Source organism: Ochrobactrum teleogrylli (assembly GCF_037482325.1).
GTDB lineage: Bacteria > Pseudomonadota > Alphaproteobacteria > Rhizobiales > Rhizobiaceae > Brucella > Brucella teleogrylli.
Map to the genome: position 1 here is coordinate 2,805,190 of NZ_JBBHKQ010000001.1, position 16,234 is coordinate 2,821,423.

Sequence of the window (16,234 nt, forward strand, 5' to 3'; positions counted from 1 at the left end):
CCACCCGGATCAGCTTTCCAAATTGCCTTCAGTGCCCGTTGCTGCCCGCCAGCTCATCGCTATAGCGCAGCTCCAGGATTGTCTTGATCGCCAGCGTCAGAAGCGCAAGCAGAGCCAGAAGCGAGGCCACCGCAAATGCTGCAACGAAGTTATACTCGTTATAGAGGATTTCCACGTGCAAAGGCATCGTATTGGTGAGACCGCGAATGCGGCCCGATACCACGGATACTGCCCCGAACTCGCCCATGGCGCGGGCATTACAGAGCAGAACACCATAGAGAAGGCCCCATTTGATATTCGGCAAGGTGACATAGCGAAATGTCTGCCAGCCATTAGCGCCAAGTGAAATCGCCGCCTCTTCGTCCCCGGTTCCCTGCTCCTGCATCAGCGGGATCAGCTCGCGCGCCACGAAGGGAAAAGTGACGAAGACCGTCGCCAGAACAATCCCGGGCACCGCGAAGAGTATCTGGATCCCATGCTGCTCCAGCCACGGCCCGAGCAGGCTGTGACTGGAAAACAGCAGCACGAAGACCAGACCGGAAATGACCGGCGACACCGAAAACGGCAAGTCGATCAGCGTGGTCAACAGTGCCTTGCCCTTGAACTCGAACTTGGCGATAGCCCATGCGGCGGCCACGCCGAAAACCAGATTGAGCGGCACGGCGATGGCCGCAATCGTCAAGGTGAGCTTGATCGCCGACCAGGCGTCCGGCTCCAGCAAGGCTTCGAGATATTCGGTCGGGCCTTTGCGGAAGGCTTCCACAAAAACCGCAATCACCGGCAGGATCAGAAAGAGCGCCAGAAACGCTAGCGCCAGCGCAATCAGGATGATGCGCGTGGTCCGGCTTTCCGTCACGGCGCTACGGCTGGCGCGGCCAGTGCGGCTGGCGCGGCCAGTGCCTGTTGTTTCATTCGCCATAGCCGTATTTCTTTCTTGACCGCGCCTGAATGAGATTGATGAATAAGAGCATCGCGAAGGAAAGCACCAGCATGATGGTGGCGAGCGCCGTCGCACCGGCGTAATCATATTCCTCCAGCTTGACGACGATCAGCAGTGGCGCGATTTCCGACACATAGGGCGTGTTGCCCGCAATAAAGATGACCGAGCCATATTCACCCACGCCGCGTGCGAAGGCGAGCGCAAAGCCCGTCAGGATCGCAGGCTGAAGGCTGGGCAGAAGCACCCGCCAGATGGTCTGGAAACGCGTGGCACCGAGAGTCGCCGCAGCCTCTTCGACCTCACGGCTGATTTCTTCCATGATCGGCTGCACCGTGCGCACCACGAAAGGAAGGCCGATGAAGATCAGCGCGACCACGATACCGATGCGCGTAAAGGCGATGCGGATGCCGAAGGGCGCAAACAGGCTGCCGATCCAGCCATTCGGTGCATAGATGGCGGCCAGCGCAATACCGGCAACCGCTGTCGGCAGCGCAAAGGGAATATCGACAATGGCATCGATGAAACGGCGGCCCGGAAAGCGATAGCGGGTCAGAACCCAGGCCAGAATAACGCCGAACACGACATTGACCAGCGCGGCGATGAATGCCGTTCCAAAGCTTGTTTCCAGCGATTTCAACGTGCGTTGATCGGTGATCAGCCGCCAGAAGCCCGAGAAACCGATCTCGCTGGAGCGCAGCACCAGGGCCGCCAGCGGAATGAGAATGAGAAGGGTCAGATAGGCAACACTGAAACCGAACGTCAGTCCGAAACCTGGAATGACGCTCGGCTTGCGAAAGTGCGACCCTGCTCTGGCCCGTGCAGGGAGCGAAGACATGCTGTTGTTTTGTTCCCTTTTTCAGTGGCTGCAAATATCAGCTTCGGCTCTGACCGGCTGACTGTGCTTTTGTCTGCGCCTTATTTGCCCGGCTTGTAGATCTGGTCGAACGTACCGCCGTCACCGAAATGGTAAGGCTGCGCCTTGGCCCAACCGCCGAAAATCGGATCGTCGATGGTTACCAGCGTCAGGTCTGGAAGCTTGCGCTGCTGGTCAGCCGGGATGAGGTCCGGCTTCGACGGACGGTAGAAATGCTTGGCTGCGATAGCCTGACCTTCCGGCGAATAGAGATATTCGAGATAGGCCTGCGCCAGCTTGGTGGTGCCGTTCTCCTCGGCGTTCTTGTCAACGACCGCGACCGGGGGTTCAGCCAGGATCGACTGCGGCGGCACGACGATGTCGAACGCATCTTCGCCGAATTCGGCCACGGAAAGATAGGCTTCGTTTTCCCAGGCCAGCAGCACATCGCCGAGCTGACGCTGCACGAAGCTGGTCGTCGCGCCGCGTGCGCCAGTATCAAGCACCGGCACGTGACGGAACAGGTCAGCGATGTAATCCTTGATCTTCTGTTCGTCGCCGCCATACTGCTTGTAGGCCCAGGCCCAGGCGGCAAGATAGTTCCAGCGCGCGCCGCCGGATGTCTTCGGGTTCGGCGTGATGACTTCCACACCATCCTTCACCAGATCACCCCAGTCCTTGATGGCCTTGGGGTTGCCCTTGCGCACCAGAAAAACGATCGTGGATGTATAAGGCGACGAATTGTTCGGAAGGCGCTTGCGCCATTCCTTGTCGATCTTGCCGGTGCGCGACGCTATCGCGTCGATATCGCTTTCGAGCGCCAGCGTGACCACATCAGCCTTGACGCCGTCGATCACCGAACGGGCCTGCGCGCCCGAACCGCCATGCGATGCGCGGATGGTGACGGTTTCGCCGGTTTCCTTCTTCCAATGCGCCGCAAAGGCCGCATTGTAATCCTTGTAGAGTTCACGCGTCGGATCATAGGACACGTTCAGAAGCGTCTGATCCGCGTGGCTCGCCTGAACGGTTCCGGCCAGCGAGGCCGCTGCCACCAATGCCGCCAAAGTGAGCGAAAGTCTCGATAATTTCACGACCGCCTCCATTGTTTCCTTTGGGCCCCCCACGGGTATCCCTCGTAGCCATTGGTCAGGACAGTATCAGAGGTCTTTGACGACAGGATGCCACAACCTCACCGAAATTTAAAACCGCTTCGAAAAATCTGCTCACTTTTGGGGTTATTTCGGGGATATTTTTTCCAGCGCCCTATCAAAACGCGTCGGGCGGTAGCATCATAAACTCAATGGGCAGGCGCGAGAACTGCCGAAGGCGCAGCGCTGCCCAACGCAAGCGGTGGCTGTTTCGGCTCATTCCATCCCATGTAGTTATAGAACTCATAGCGCCAGACGCCTATCGCTTCATGCAGGGCCAAATCGGTCACCAGAAAAGAAAGTCCCGCCGAAGACATATTGGTATGCGCCGCCGTCAAAAAACCGGCTGCGACCGGCTCGGGCTTCACGCCGAAATGCGCCAGATAGAGCAAGTCACGCTTGATGATCGGCGCTGCTTGCAGCAGCACGATCTTCGCGGGCTTGATCGCACGCAGGATTGCTACGGTGTTTTTGGCGTTCTGCCAAGTATTCCGGCTCTTTTCGTCCAACAGGATGGAAGCGGGATCAATACCGGCCTTCACCAATTGCCCGGCGATCGATGCCGCCTCGGTCAAACCGGTCCCGGCCACATCTGCGCCGCTGACGATGAAGGTGCACTTCAGGGCGCTCTCGATACAGTGATGGTTCATGCCCACGGCAGCAAGGATCGGCCCATAGGAAAAGGCGAGCGGTTCGACCACTTTTTCACCGCGTTCCATGACGGTCTGCGTGCCCATGCCGAAGACGATAAAGGCGGTGTTGTCTTCAAGCGAGGATTGCAGCGTCGATGAATAGGACGACTGCAGGCGGTTCATCAGATAATCGGGCAGGATGGCCGACGCGATTGCGCCATACAGAACGATGCCAACGGCAATCGAAACAAAGCCAAGCTTGCGGCATTTGAAATACCAAAGCAGCAACCCGACAACAATAAATGCAATGGTCAGATTAAGTGTCATATCCGGAAAACCGATTATTATTATAAGTTTAGCAATAATTGATGTATTGAGAGACCACACATCGCCCCCAGCTGGCAATCCCAATTATTTCGGAATATTGAACGAGCGCAATGAAAGAATGCCGCGCGCTGTAATCTTTGACGCAAAGATTATCAGTTATTTATAAATACAGCGATTTTATTGAATCACGGCACCAGATAGTGCTTGTCCCACTGGTCGGCGGGGACTTCGTCGCCAATATCATATTGAAAAGACGTTATATTGATGTGTTCATCATCCGTCTTGCAGGTAAAGGCGAGCTTGTACCAGTGCTCGCGGCTGCGGAAGGCAGCACCGTCTGCCGCAATGGAATTCTTCTTCGTCACCGGATCGGAAAAAGCATAGGCCAGCACCTTATCGACCGAAAATTTATTCTGTTCGCGGGTAATCCGCTCCATGGCCTCGACATCGCAGCGCTGTTCCAGACGGGTTACCGGATCGAGCTTTTCGAGCTGCGCTTTCTCGGACGCATTCATCGCGGAAGCAGGCAATGCCATCGAAACCAGGGAAACAAGGCAAGCGAGGGCAAAGGCCGGGGACAAAACAGACATAAACTTCATGAGACTTTCGGATACTCCTCGAAATGCATCGATATATGTCGAAAATTGTTCCCGATGCGAAGCGCGGGACTATAACAGCGATTTGGGACGCAAAGCCGATCATCACCTGAAATTGATATATTACCAGAGCAATTATGACCCAATGCTCTTTTTGACCACAGCTTTTGGCCGGGCCGTCAGTCGGGTTTCGAACAGGATTTGCAGCGATTGATAAGCCCTCATTCCGCAATGGCTCTTGATTTCGCCAGCCCGACCGTGTTTGAAACCTCGAACGCCGCCATCGATGCGAAAGGTAGAGACATGAAGCCCGTATTCCTGCAACTGCAGTGCGCTCCCGGCAAAACCTATGAGGTTGCCGACACTCTCTTTCAGCGCGAGATTGTGTCCGAGCTTTATTCGACCAGCGGTGAATTCGACCTGCTGGCGAAAATCTATATCGCCGAGGGCGACGATATCGGCAAGTTCATCAACGACAATGTGCTCAATATCCCGCATATCGTGCGGTCCCTGACAACGCTGACTTTCACGGCATTCTGATTATCGGCTAATTACCTTCTGGAGCACCCTTCCGGCGGTAAAGATTTGATTCACCATAAGTGAATTATCATGCGGCGAAGGGAACTACCTTCTGTGTTCGCGCATTTTCTGTATGGAAGCGCGGGCCTCGCTCAGTGGGCTCCCGCAGAGGTGAAAGACAGTGATGAACGATCTTGAACAGCGACGCATACTGGTTGTGGAGGACGAAATTTTCGTCGCTCTCGACGTTGCCGCGACTGTGGAAGACGCGAACGGAACGGTTGTCGGTCCGGTCGGCACTGTCCGGCAGGCCATGGATCTCATCAATCGTAATGAAGTCGATGCCGCCATCCTCGATGTCAATCTGATTGACGGCAATGTGGAACCTATCCTGGACCGGCTGAAAAGCCGCAACACATTCGTCGTCATCCATACCGGCGGCGGGCTGCCTGCCGAGCTTGCGGCGCGCTATCCTGAAGTGCCGGTCTTTCAGAAGCCGATCCCGCCCACCATACTGACCCGCACGCTGGCAACCGCCCTTTCAGCCGGCGCGGTGCGCTGAGACCGATGCGGCGGGCGTTCCCGGATTTTGCGACTGTCCTGAAAGAAACCGAGGCGAATTCCGGTCAGGAAGAGGCCGGTCGCCGGTCGCAGATCAATCTTGCATCGGCGTTCTTTTCGGCAGGGTTGGGCGATAGTGCCGCACCCTCACGCCCGGAAATCGATCTTGCGCCGCTTTTCTATGTTGAGGAAAAGTCGGCCGAGAGCGACCAGCGAGAGACTGAACGGCAAGCAATCGCTGAGCGCATGCAAAACCAGTCGCCCGACGCGATACGGCAAGAGTTGAACCTTCGCCCCGGTCTGACGCGCGCTGAGCTTCAACGCCTGCGTCGCTCCTTTGCCGCGAGCAATCATCCAGACCGCCTGCCACAAGAGTTTCGCGCCGATGCGGAACAGCGTATGAAGATGGCAAATGCCCTCCTCGACACAGCCATGGCGACAGCAGCAAATTGAGTTCAAGCAATTTCGTTACGTTTTGAGCTCAAATTCTTTTGCATTATAACAAGAACCTGCTAGATTGGGGTCAATTGCGCCTGCGAAAGCTGGCGCACGAGAGAACCCCTTTCGTTGTCCGTAAACCGGCAAATGGTCCCGCTTCTGGCAATATGGGGCAATTTGCGCTTTGCCTGCTGTGGGTGGTTCTGTCATACCGCATTATAAAGTTAGAATAATTCCTAAAAGGTCAGAAAATGCCTCCTTATCGTTCGCGAACAACCACCCACGGCCGCAATATGGCGGGTGCGCGCGGCCTATGGCGCGCCACCGGCATGAAGGATGAGGATTTCGGCAAGCCGATTATTGCTGTGGTGAACTCGTTCACACAGTTTGTGCCGGGCCACGTTCACCTCAAGGATCTCGGCCAGCTCGTCGCGCGCGAAATCGAAAGTGCTGGCGGCGTGGCCAAGGAATTCAACACCATCGCGGTCGATGACGGTATCGCCATGGGCCATGACGGCATGCTCTATTCGCTGCCATCGCGCGAACTCATCGCCGACTCGGTCGAATATATGGTCAATGCCCATTGCGCCGATGCGATGGTCTGCATTTCCAATTGCGACAAGATCACCCCCGGCATGCTGATGGCCGCGCTGCGCCTCAATATTCCGGTCGTGTTCGTTTCGGGCGGACCGATGGAAGCGGGCAAGGTCGTCTGGGACGACCAGATCAAGAAGCTCGACCTGGTTGACGCCATGGTCGCCGCTGCCGACGATCACTATACCGACGAGCAGGTCAAGACGATTGAACGCTCCGCCTGCCCGACTTGCGGTTCGTGCTCGGGCATGTTCACCGCAAACTCGATGAACTGCCTCACCGAAGCGCTTGGCCTGTCACTGCCGGGCAACGGCTCGACGCTCGCAACCCATGCCGACCGCAAGCGCCTCTTCGTAGAAGCCGGCCATCTAGTCGTCGATCTCGCCCGCCGTTATTACGAGCAGGACGACGAAAGCGTGCTGCCGCGCTCGATTGCAAGCTTCCCGGCGTTTGAAAACGCCATGACGCTCGACATCGCCATGGGCGGTTCGACCAATACGGTCCTGCATCTTCTCGCCGCCGCGCAGGAAGCCGAAATCGATTTCACCATGGCCGATATCGACCGCCTGTCGCGCCGCGTGCCGGTGCTTTGCAAGGTCGCCCCTGCCAACAATACGGTTCACATGGAAGATGTGCACCGTGCGGGCGGCATCATGGGCATTCTCGGCCAGCTCGACAAAGCGGGCCTGATCAATACCGATCTGCCGACCGTGCACAGCCAGACGGTTGCCAAGGCGCTGGATCATTGGGACGTGACCCGTACCAACAGCGAAATGGTGCACAAGTTCTATTCGGCGGCACCGGGAGGCGTGCCGACGCAGGTGGCATTCAGCCAGGAGCGCCGCTTTGATAGCGTCGATACCGACCGCGAAAAGGGTGTTATCCGCTCCAAGGAACACGCGTTTAGTCAGGATGGCGGTCTGGCCGTGCTTTACGGCAATCTGGCGGAAGACGGCTGCATCGTGAAAACGGCAGGCGTGGATGACTCCATCCTTAAGTTCTCCGGCCCGGCGCGTATTTTCGAAAGCCAGGATACAGCTGTACTCGGCATTTTGAACGGCAAGATCAAGGCTGGCGATATCGTGCTGATCCGCTATGAAGGCCCGCGCGGCGGCCCCGGCATGCAGGAAATGCTCTACCCGACCAGCTATCTGAAGTCGAAGGGTCTGGGCAAGGCCTGCGCGCTGATCACCGACGGTCGTTTCTCGGGCGGCTCGTCGGGCCTCTCCATCGGCCATGTTTCGCCGGAAGCAGCCGAAGGCGGCACGATCGGTCTGGTGCGCGAAGGCGATATCATCGATATCGACATTCCGAACCGCAAGATCCACCTCGCCGTGGACGATGCGACGCTGGCCGAACGCCGCGCAGAGCAGGAAGCAACAGGCTGGAAGCCAGCCGAAGAGCGCAAGCGTAAGATTTCCACCGCGCTGAAGGCCTATGCTTCCATGGCAACCAGCGCCGCTAAGGGCGCGGTGCGGAAATTGCCGGATTGATTATCAAAAGAAAAGCAAAAGCCCCGCAAATGCGGGGCTTTTTCATAATCTGCTCGTTGTAAACCTGTTGCTTCGCCCCCTTCATCCTGAGGAGGGGCCCTGAGCTTGCGAAGGGAACCGTCTCGAAGGGCTGAGGGAAAAGAGCAGCGCAGCAACGTCCATAAACCACGACGTTGTAAGGTCGATGATTATTGAAAAGCCTTTTCCACCGCAGGCATCAGATCATCCCGCACCGACTCCGGCGTAAACGGGCCGACATGCTTGTAAATGATCTTGCCATCGGGGCCGACGAGGAAGGTTTCCGGCACGCCGTAGACGCCCCATTCAATGGCTGAGCGACCCACGCGGTCGGCGCCGACAGCGGCAAAGGGATTGCCGAGATCGCCCAGAAAGCGGCGGGCGTTTTCGGGCTGGTCCTTGTAGTTAAGGCCCACCAGACGGATGCGGCTGTCCCTGGCGATTTCCATCAGGAGCGGATGCTCCTGACGGCAGGGAACGCACCACGATCCCCAGACGTTCACCAATGTCAGCTTGCCCCCCGGACCCGTTTTGAAATCTTCGCTGTTGAGGCCCGGCACCGGAACGCCATCGCGCATCAGGCCTTCGACCGCCGGGAGATTGGTTTGCGGCGCTTGCTTGCCGATCAAAGCAGATGGAATAGCGGAACTGTCCTTGCCGGACAAAAGCTGCACGGCAAAGACGGCTGCAAGCCCCACAAACACCAGCAGCGGTAGCAGTGCTACCCATGTGGCACGCTTTTTCGGCGCGGCAGTCTTTTGCGTCGTTTCGCTCATTGAACCGGCGCCTTTGACGAGCGGCGGCGCACGCCCTGCGCTTCAAGCCGCTTCAGCTCATTCTTCTGAATGCGCTGATCGATATATATCCAGCCGACAGTCAGGATAAGCGCCACAATGGTGATGCCATAAGCGGCCATCACGAAGCCGAGATGATTGCTCATACCGCGCCCTCCTCCTGCATTTGTTTGCCGCGTTTGCGATCAGCGTTGCGGGCGGCCAGTTTCTTCATCGAAGCCACGCGGCGACGCCATATTTCGTTGCGCATCGCCATCATATGCAGCGCGAGGAACAGCAGCGTGAAGCCAATCGCCATCACGAATAACGGGCGCAACATGGAGCCATCGATGGTCGGCCCGCCCATGCGGAAAACGGAAGCTGGCTGATGCAGCGTGTTCCACCAATCGACCGAGAATTTGATGATCGGGATGTTGATGAAGCCCACCAGCGTCAGCACCGCCACTGGCTTGGCGCTCTTGGCCGGATCGGCGAAAGCGCGCGATAGCGCGACGATGCCGAGATACATCAGGAAGAGCACGAAAACCGAGGTCAGGCGTGCATCCCACACCCACCACGTGCCCCACATGGGCTTACCCCAGAGCGAACCCGTGGCAAGCGCCAAAGCCGTGAACACCGCGCCAAGTGGCGCTGCGGCCCGGATCGAGACATCAGCCAGCGGATGCCGCCAGACCAGTGTGCCGAGAGCCGACACTGCCATGATCGAGTAACACATCATGGAAAGCCATGCGAAAGGCACATGGATATACATGATGCGGACTGTGAGGCCCTGCTGGTAATCGTCCGGCGACAGGAAAACCATACCGAGACCGGCGGCAAGAAACAGGACGGCAAGCCCTGACAGCCACGGCAAAACCTTGCCCGCAAAAGCGAGGAAGCGTGTGGGATTGGCCATATCGAGCCAGCTTGCGGTTTTCACGGCGTCTTTCGTCATGACCTATACTTAACCTCCCCCCTTATGCCGTTCAATTGACCGCGCTCAACTGCGTCAATCGGTCGAGCATGATCCGATTCTGATCGTAGCGGGATCAGAAAACAGTCCAGTGGACTGTTTTCCCCGCGAAGGCGGTTCCCACTTTTCGGGATCATGTTCAATCCGCCGAATTTTTCAGCGCTGCGCTCGCGGCCAGCGGTCCCAGCACAGCGAAAAACAGCGTCAGTGCAGCAAGCACCAGAAATGGAGCCAGAAAGGGCGCGTTGTCTACCGTCGCTCCGTAAGAAGCAGATACACCAAAAATGAGAACTGGGATGGTGAGCGGCAGCACGATCACGGAAACCAGCAGCCCGCCCCGCGGCAGGGCCACCGCCAGCGCTGCACCCACCGCACCGACAAAGGCGATGGCGGGTGTGCCGACCAGAAGCGTGAGGGTGGTCGCGCCGATTGCCCCTGCATCCATATTCATGAACAGGCCGAGCATGGGCGAGGCGATTACCAGCGGCAAGACACTCGCCGTCCAATGGGCGACGCATTTGACCAGAACCGTGAGCGCCAGCATGTGACGGTCGGAGCCGATCAGCAGCAGATCGAGCGAGCCATCGTCACGGTCGGCCTGAAAGAGCCGGTCGAGGCCGAGCAGCGTCGCCAGCAAGGCGCCAATCCACAACATGGCCGGACCGATCCGCGCCAGCAGATTGAGGTCCGGGCCGACGCCGAATGGCATCACCGAAATAACAGCGAGAAAGAACAATATGCCGACCAGCGCACCGCCGCCCGCGCGAAAGCTGAGGCGCATGTCGCGAAGGAACAGCGCCAGCATCAAAACGCCTCATGCGAGAATCTGGCCATATCGAGCGTGTTCGCACCTTCCAGCCCCAGCGGAATATGCGTGGCGGCAATGATCATGCCGCCCTGTTGCAGATGGTCGCGCATCAGCACGGCAAAACGGGTTTCCGACGCCTTGTCGAGACCGGCGGTCGGCTCATCGACAATCCATAGCGGGCGATGGCTGACCAGAAGCTTGGCAATGGAGACGCGGCGCTTTTGCCCGGTGGAGAGATAGCCGAAAGGCAGATGTTCGACGCCGGGCAGGTTGACAGCTTCCAGCGCGTCATCAATGTCGAGCGCTCCCGCGCCGTTAAAACGCTGCCAGAACAAAAGATTTTCGCGCACGCTCAAGGCCGGTTTCATCGCATTTTGATGGCCGAGATAATGACAGGCCGCCTGCACGGGCAGCGATGCGCCGTCCTCGATCAGTGCGATGCGGCCTTCTTCCGGCGCGAGCAGACCGCAGATGATTCGCAGCAAGGTGGATTTGCCGGACCCGTTCGGGCCGGTGACCACCAGCGCCTCCCCGCCATCGAGCGTGAAAGAAAGGTTGGAGAAGATCGTCTCGCCACCCCGTTCGCCACCCAGATTTTCGGCCTCAAGCCGCATTTTCTCTCCTCAAAAACCAACCGTCTCCAAGAGTTTCGGGAACAAACGGAAGGATCGCAACATTTCGCCGCAAGGCAGCGAATTCACGAAATTCAGTCTGGAATCGTTTTAGAAAACTCTCTATATGAGGGCTACCACGCCAGCGGTCGGCGTGGAAACCATTTTTGGCCGATCTCAAACACCTGGCGCCCGTGAGGACCCAGGCTTCGGGACGGACAGCGGAAATGACTGCACCCGCACCTTGGCGCGTCCTTGAAACGCTAGCCTAGGCGTTCGTCCTGGTTTTCCGGCCAGTAGCATAAGGACGAACGCAGTGTCACACATTGACAGCTTCAAATGTCGCAAAACCCTCACCGTCGGCGGTAAAGACTATGTCTATTACAGCCTGACCGAAGCCGAAAAGAACGGCCTCGAAGGCGTTTCCAAGCTTCCTTTCTCCATGAAGGTTCTTCTTGAGAACCTGCTTCGCTTCGAGGACGACCGCTCCGTCAAGAAGTCGGATATTGAAGCTGTCGCCAAGTGGCTGGCCGACCGCGGCAAAGCCGGTGCAGAAATCGCCTACCGCCCCGCCCGCGTTCTCATGCAGGATTTCACCGGCGTTCCAGCTGTTGTCGACCTTGCAGCCATGCGCGACGGCCTCAAGGCGCTCGGCGGCGACCCTGAAAAGATCAACCCGCTCGTGCCCGTCGATCTGGTCATCGATCACTCGGTCATCGTTGACGAATTCGGCAATCCAAGCGCATTCAAGGCCAATGTGGACCTCGAATATCAGCGCAACGGCGAACGCTACCGCTTCCTGAAGTGGGGTCAGCAGGCGTTCCAGAACTTCCGCGTTGTTCCTCCAGGCACCGGCATCTGCCATCAGGTGAACCTCGAATATCTGGCCCAGGCAGTCTGGACCAAGGAAGAAGACGGCGAAACCGTCGCTTATCCCGACACCTGCGTCGGCACCGACAGCCACACCACCATGGTCAACGGCCTTGGCGTTCTGGGCTGGGGCGTGGGCGGCATCGAAGCTGAAGCTGCCATGCTCGGCCAGCCGGTTTCCATGCTTCTGCCGGAAGTCGTCGGCTTCCGCCTGACCGGCAAGGTCAAGGAAGGCGTCACCGCGACCGACCTCGTGCTCACCGTCACGCAGATGCTGCGCAAGAAGGGCGTTGTCGGCAAGTTCGTCGAGTTCTTCGGCGAAGGCCTCGAAAACATGACACTGGCCGACCGTGCGACCATCGCAAATATGGGTCCGGAATATGGCGCAACCTGCGGCTTCTTCCCGGTTGACAGCGAAACGCTGAACTACATGAACACCACCGGTCGCGACGAACATCGCATCGAGCTGGTTGAAGCATACTGCCGTGCGCAGGGCATGTGGCGCGACAAGGGCGCAGCCGATCCGGTCTTCACCGACGTTCTCGAACTTGACATGGGCGACGTTGTTCCCTCGATGGCCGGTCCGAAGCGTCCTGAAGGCCGCATTCCGCTGGAAAACATCGGGTCCGGTTTCGCGACCTCGCTCGAAAACGAATACAAGAAGACCACCGGCCAGACCACGCGCTATGCCGTCGAAGGCGAAGATTTCGACCTCGGCCATGGCGATGTGGTGATTGCCGCTATCACGTCCTGCACCAACACCTCGAACCCGAGCGTGTTGATCGCTGCCGGTCTTCTGGCCCGCAACGCCGTCGCCAAGGGCCTCAAGACCAAGCCTTGGGTCAAGACCTCGCTCGCGCCCGGCTCTCAGGTCGTTGCCGCCTATCTCGAATCCGCCGGTCTCCAGAAGGATCTCGATGCGCTCGGCTTCAACCTCGTCGGCTTCGGCTGCACGACCTGCATCGGCAATTCCGGTCCGCTGCCGGCACCGATCTCCAAGACCATCAACGAAAAGGGCCTGATCGCGGCTGCCGTTCTGTCCGGCAACCGTAACTTCGAAGGCCGCGTTTCGCCGGATGTACAGGCAAACTACCTTGCTTCGCCACCGCTTGTCGTCGCTCATGCTCTTGCCGGTACGGTCACCAAGGACCTGACCAAGGAGCCGCTTGGCGAAGACCAGAACGGCAACCCGGTATACCTCCGCGACATCTGGCCTTCCTCTCAGGAAATCCAGGACTTCATCGCCAAGAACGTCACCCGCAAAATCTTCTCGGAGAAATATGCGGACGTGTTCAAGGGCGACGAAAACTGGCAGGCCGTTCAGGTTCCTGCGGGCCAGACCTATGCATGGGACGACAACTCGACCTATGTGCAGAACCCGCCTTACTTCGTCGGCATGGGCAAGTCGGCTGGCACGATCGGCGACGTGAAGGGCGCTCGTATCCTCGGACTCTTCGGCGACAAGATCACGACCGACCACATTTCGCCTGCCGGTTCGATCAAGGCGCAGTCGCCTGCCGGTAAGTACCTCATCGACCATGGCGTTGGCGTTGCCGACTTCAACCAGTACGGCACGCGTCGCGGCAACCATGAAGTGATGATGCGCGGCACCTTCGCCAACATCCGTATCCGCAACCACATGCTGGGCGAAAACGGACGTGAAGGCGGCTACACCATCCACTACCCGTCGAAGGAAGAAACCTCGATCTATGATGCTGCCATGCAGTACAAGGCCGAGGGCGTGCCGCTCGTCGTCTTCGCAGGCGTCGAATATGGCAATGGTTCTTCGCGTGACTGGGCTGCCAAGGGCACCAACCTGCTTGGCGTGAAGGCCGTGATTGCGCAGTCTTTCGAGCGTATCCACCGTTCCAACCTCGTCGGCATGGGCATTGTGCCTTTCGTCTTCGAGGAAGGCACGAGCTGGCAGACGCTGGGCCTGAAGGGTGACGAAATCGTCACCATCGAAGGTCTGGCCGATGTGCGTCCGCGTCAGAAGGTCGAAGCTTCCATCACCTATGCCGACGGCTCGGTGAAGAAGGTTCCGCTCATCTGCCGCATCGATACGCTGGACGAGCTCGACTACATGAAGAACGGCGGCATTCTGCAGACCGTTCTGCGTGATCTCGCTGCTTAATCAGCGCCCGACTGAAACAAAAAGGCCGCCGGAGCAATCCGGCGGCCTTTTCGTTTCTGACGCAAATAGAGCACACTCGCCGCTGAATCTCACCGCAACGTGAATTCCCATTGATCGGCGTAATTCCTACATAATAGATGTCATCGTCAATTAATGCAGGATCATACAAAGTGACCGTTCAGCCCTCATTCTATGGAACAGCCACATGGCTGACCGGCGATTCCCTGCCGGGCTGGCGCAATGTCTGCGCCGTTCTGGGGCTGGCTTTCACCGGTTGCGTTTCCATGCAGGGTTCTGCATCGGCTGAAGCAGCGCCCAAGAAAACCGCGGTGGTAGAGCTTTTCACCAGTCAGGGCTGCAAGTCCTGCCCGAAGGCGGACGATAATTTTGCCAAGTTCGCCGATGACCCCAGCGTGCTGGCGCTGTCGTTCCACGTCAATTACTGGGATTATATGGGGTGGCGCGACACGCTTGCCACTCAGGATAATACCGACCGCCAGAATGCTTACCGTAACTCCTTCAACGCGCGCATGATCTATACGCCGCAGGCCATCATCAATGGTCAGGCGGAGGTCAATGGGCGCGATGCGGGCGCGATCGAGGCACAGGTCGCCGCCGACAAGCTGACAGTGCCGGTTGCGATCAACCGGCTCGACGATGGTCGTCTGTCCATCGAGATCGGGGCTGGCGAAAAGCCAAAGTCGCCGGTGCATGTCGTTCTGTTCTATTTCCGCGATGCGGTCACCATCCCAATCACTGAAGGCGAGAATGCCGGTCAGGATATCACCTACCGAAACACGGTGAGTGAGATCAACACGATCGGCATGTGGGATGGCAAGCCGCTGAAAATCGAGCTCCCTGCTTCCGAATTGAAGCGTAAGGATGTTTCCGGTTGCGCGGTCATTCTTCAGGAAACCCGGGACGACAACTCGCTCGGGCGCATTCATGGCGCAGCCATGTTCAAGCAGAAAGCGCCGGTCGGGTTCTGATCGCAGGCATTCGGCCGCAAGCCATTATCTATTCGGCATCGGGCCGGATGGGGTGAAGTTAGCTGTCATATTGCGGGAATATCTGGTGTTGCGGCTCGGTCGGACGAAAAAGTTGGTTCGGCTCGGGCAGTCCTTTGGGCGGGGGGCTTGGGGTCGGACATACCCGAACCGAACCGTCTCAGGCAACACGTAGATGCTGAAGCCATAATCAGGCTGGAATGCGAAGCTGACAAGGCGAAAATGTGTTCAACGATCACCATTGCCGACAGACTTTCGTTTTTCGTGAACAGCTAATGCACAGCGGCCCGCGTGCAAAATCCAGCGTTTTATGAGGGAAATCCCGGTCATTTGAACGGTGCCGCGCCTTCCCGCACTTGAATTTGTTTCACAAAAGCATCACCCTCCTGTCATGCGTTTCGTTTCAAGCGCACCTGCCGCTTCGCCACCTACAGGGCTGAAAGGAAGGACATGGATATTTCAAGCGCAGAGGATTCATCATCCTCGTCCAACGCGTCCGCGTCGCCAAAGGTCGTCTCTCTCGACCGCGCAAGGCCGGTTCCCACCGCCATCAGTTTTGACCGGCATGAACTTGGCAAGATTCTCAACATCTATGGCCGCATGGTCGCCGCCGGTGCCTGGCGCGACTACGCTATCGACCATCTGAGCGACCGGGCGGTCTTTTCCATCTTCCGACGCGCCAGCGAGGTTCCGCTGTTCCGGATCGAGAAAAATCCCAAGCTCGCGCAAAAGCAAGGCGCTTACGCGGTCATCGCTGCAAGCGGACTGATCATGAAGCGCGGCCATGAACTGGACCGCGTGCTGCGCGTTTTCGACAAGAGCCTGAAACTCGTCGAGGCCTGATTAGCCTTCGGTTCCTTGATCCTTCGATCCTTCGAGACGCCGTTTTCAACGGCTCCTCAGGATGAGGGGAGCGTAGTCTGCAACGCCCTCCCCTGA

The 16,234-nt window shown here is 58.0% G+C and carries 17 protein-coding genes; 7 read left to right on the forward strand and 10 right to left on the reverse strand.

Annotation, left to right across the window (positions count from 1 at the left end):
* Positions 1 to 28: 28 nt before the first annotated feature.
* The 5 genes from cysW to WIX40_RS13125 form a co-directional block, all read right to left on the reverse strand.
* Positions 29 to 919 carry a sulfate ABC transporter permease subunit CysW gene (gene cysW, locus WIX40_RS13105; RefSeq protein ID WP_339440126.1) on the reverse strand — a complete coding sequence of 297 codons (891 nt, stop codon included), beginning with the start codon at positions 917 to 919 and terminating at the stop codon, positions 29 to 31.
* The gene (cysT, locus tag WIX40_RS13110; RefSeq protein WP_109368142.1) at positions 909 to 1,775 is read right to left on the reverse strand and encodes a sulfate ABC transporter permease subunit CysT; all 867 of its coding nucleotides are present in this window, start codon (positions 1,773 to 1,775) and stop codon (positions 909 to 911) included. The genes cysW and cysT overlap by 11 nt, the downstream gene beginning before the upstream one ends.
* An 80-nt stretch (positions 1,776 to 1,855) precedes the next feature.
* Positions 1,856 to 2,884: a sulfate ABC transporter substrate-binding protein gene (locus tag WIX40_RS13115; RefSeq protein ID WP_121537440.1), complete on the reverse strand. Its 1,029-nt coding sequence runs from the start codon at positions 2,882 to 2,884 to the stop codon at positions 1,856 to 1,858.
* A 206-nt stretch (positions 2,885 to 3,090) separates the two neighbouring features.
* The gene (locus WIX40_RS13120; RefSeq protein ID WP_339440129.1) at positions 3,091 to 3,900 is read right to left on the reverse strand and encodes a YdcF family protein; all 810 of its coding nucleotides are present in this window, start codon (positions 3,898 to 3,900) and stop codon (positions 3,091 to 3,093) included.
* Between the two features lie 185 nt (positions 3,901 to 4,085).
* Positions 4,086 to 4,499 carry a DUF930 domain-containing protein gene (locus tag WIX40_RS13125; RefSeq protein ID WP_109368141.1) on the reverse strand — a complete coding sequence of 138 codons (414 nt, stop codon included), beginning with the start codon at positions 4,497 to 4,499 and terminating at the stop codon, positions 4,086 to 4,088.
* A 300-nt stretch (positions 4,500 to 4,799) separates the two neighbouring features.
* Between WIX40_RS13125 and WIX40_RS13130 the strand changes: the two genes are divergently transcribed.
* The 4 genes from WIX40_RS13130 to ilvD all read left to right on the forward strand — a co-directional run bounded on the left by WIX40_RS13130 (position 4,800) and on the right by ilvD (position 8,101).
* The gene (locus WIX40_RS13130; RefSeq protein ID WP_109370141.1) at positions 4,800 to 5,036 is read left to right on the forward strand and encodes an Lrp/AsnC ligand binding domain-containing protein; all 237 of its coding nucleotides are present in this window, start codon (positions 4,800 to 4,802) and stop codon (positions 5,034 to 5,036) included.
* A gap of 163 nt (positions 5,037 to 5,199) precedes the next feature.
* Positions 5,200 to 5,577, forward strand: a complete 378-nt coding sequence (locus WIX40_RS13135) for a response regulator (protein ID WP_109368140.1) — start codon at positions 5,200 to 5,202, stop codon at positions 5,575 to 5,577.
* 5 nt (positions 5,578 to 5,582) lie between these two features.
* Entirely contained in the window at positions 5,583 to 6,029 is a 447-nt protein-coding gene (locus tag WIX40_RS13140; protein WP_339440130.1) for a hypothetical protein, read from the forward strand.
* A 236-nt stretch (positions 6,030 to 6,265) separates the two neighbouring features.
* Positions 6,266 to 8,101: a dihydroxy-acid dehydratase gene (ilvD, locus tag WIX40_RS13145; protein WP_121537056.1), complete on the forward strand. Its 1,836-nt coding sequence runs from the start codon at positions 6,266 to 6,268 to the stop codon at positions 8,099 to 8,101.
* 188 nt (positions 8,102 to 8,289) lie between these two features.
* Here ilvD and WIX40_RS13150 read toward each other — a convergent pair whose 3' ends face one another.
* From WIX40_RS13150 to ccmA, 5 genes are all read right to left on the reverse strand, one after another.
* Entirely contained in the window at positions 8,290 to 8,895 is a 606-nt protein-coding gene (locus WIX40_RS13150) for a DsbE family thiol:disulfide interchange protein (RefSeq protein ID WP_140024481.1), read from the reverse strand.
* The gene (gene ccmD / locus WIX40_RS13155) at positions 8,892 to 9,059 is read right to left on the reverse strand and encodes a heme exporter protein CcmD (protein ID WP_171316858.1); all 168 of its coding nucleotides are present in this window, start codon (positions 9,057 to 9,059) and stop codon (positions 8,892 to 8,894) included. The genes WIX40_RS13150 and ccmD overlap by 4 nt, the downstream gene beginning before the upstream one ends.
* Positions 9,056 to 9,847, reverse strand: coding sequence for a heme ABC transporter permease (locus WIX40_RS13160; protein ID WP_339440132.1), 792 nt, complete (start codon positions 9,845 to 9,847; stop codon positions 9,056 to 9,058). The genes ccmD and WIX40_RS13160 overlap by 4 nt, the downstream gene beginning before the upstream one ends.
* Positions 9,848 to 10,004: 157 nt before the next feature.
* A complete protein-coding gene (gene ccmB, locus WIX40_RS13165) occupies positions 10,005 to 10,670 on the reverse strand; it encodes a heme exporter protein CcmB (protein ID WP_339440134.1) in 666 nt (221 codons plus the stop codon).
* Positions 10,670 to 11,287 (reverse strand): heme ABC exporter ATP-binding protein CcmA, encoded by a 618-nt coding sequence (gene ccmA / locus WIX40_RS13170; RefSeq protein ID WP_121537046.1) that lies wholly within the window; start codon positions 11,285 to 11,287, stop codon positions 10,670 to 10,672. Before ccmA ends, ccmB begins: the two co-directional genes overlap by 1 nt.
* A 313-nt stretch (positions 11,288 to 11,600) precedes the next feature.
* Between ccmA and acnA the strand changes: the two genes are divergently transcribed.
* The 3 genes from acnA to WIX40_RS13185 all read left to right on the forward strand — a co-directional run bounded on the left by acnA (position 11,601) and on the right by WIX40_RS13185 (position 16,138).
* Positions 11,601 to 14,288, forward strand: coding sequence for an aconitate hydratase AcnA (acnA, locus tag WIX40_RS13175; protein ID WP_121537044.1), 2,688 nt, complete (start codon positions 11,601 to 11,603; stop codon positions 14,286 to 14,288).
* Positions 14,289 to 14,542: 254 nt separating this feature from the next.
* Positions 14,543 to 15,277, forward strand: coding sequence for a DUF1223 domain-containing protein (locus WIX40_RS13180; RefSeq protein ID WP_339441024.1), 735 nt, complete (start codon positions 14,543 to 14,545; stop codon positions 15,275 to 15,277).
* Positions 15,278 to 15,745: 468 nt separating this feature from the next.
* Positions 15,746 to 16,138, forward strand: a complete 393-nt coding sequence (locus WIX40_RS13185) for a DUF2794 domain-containing protein (RefSeq protein ID WP_109368131.1) — start codon at positions 15,746 to 15,748, stop codon at positions 16,136 to 16,138.
* The last annotated feature ends 96 nt before the right edge of the window (positions 16,139 to 16,234 follow it).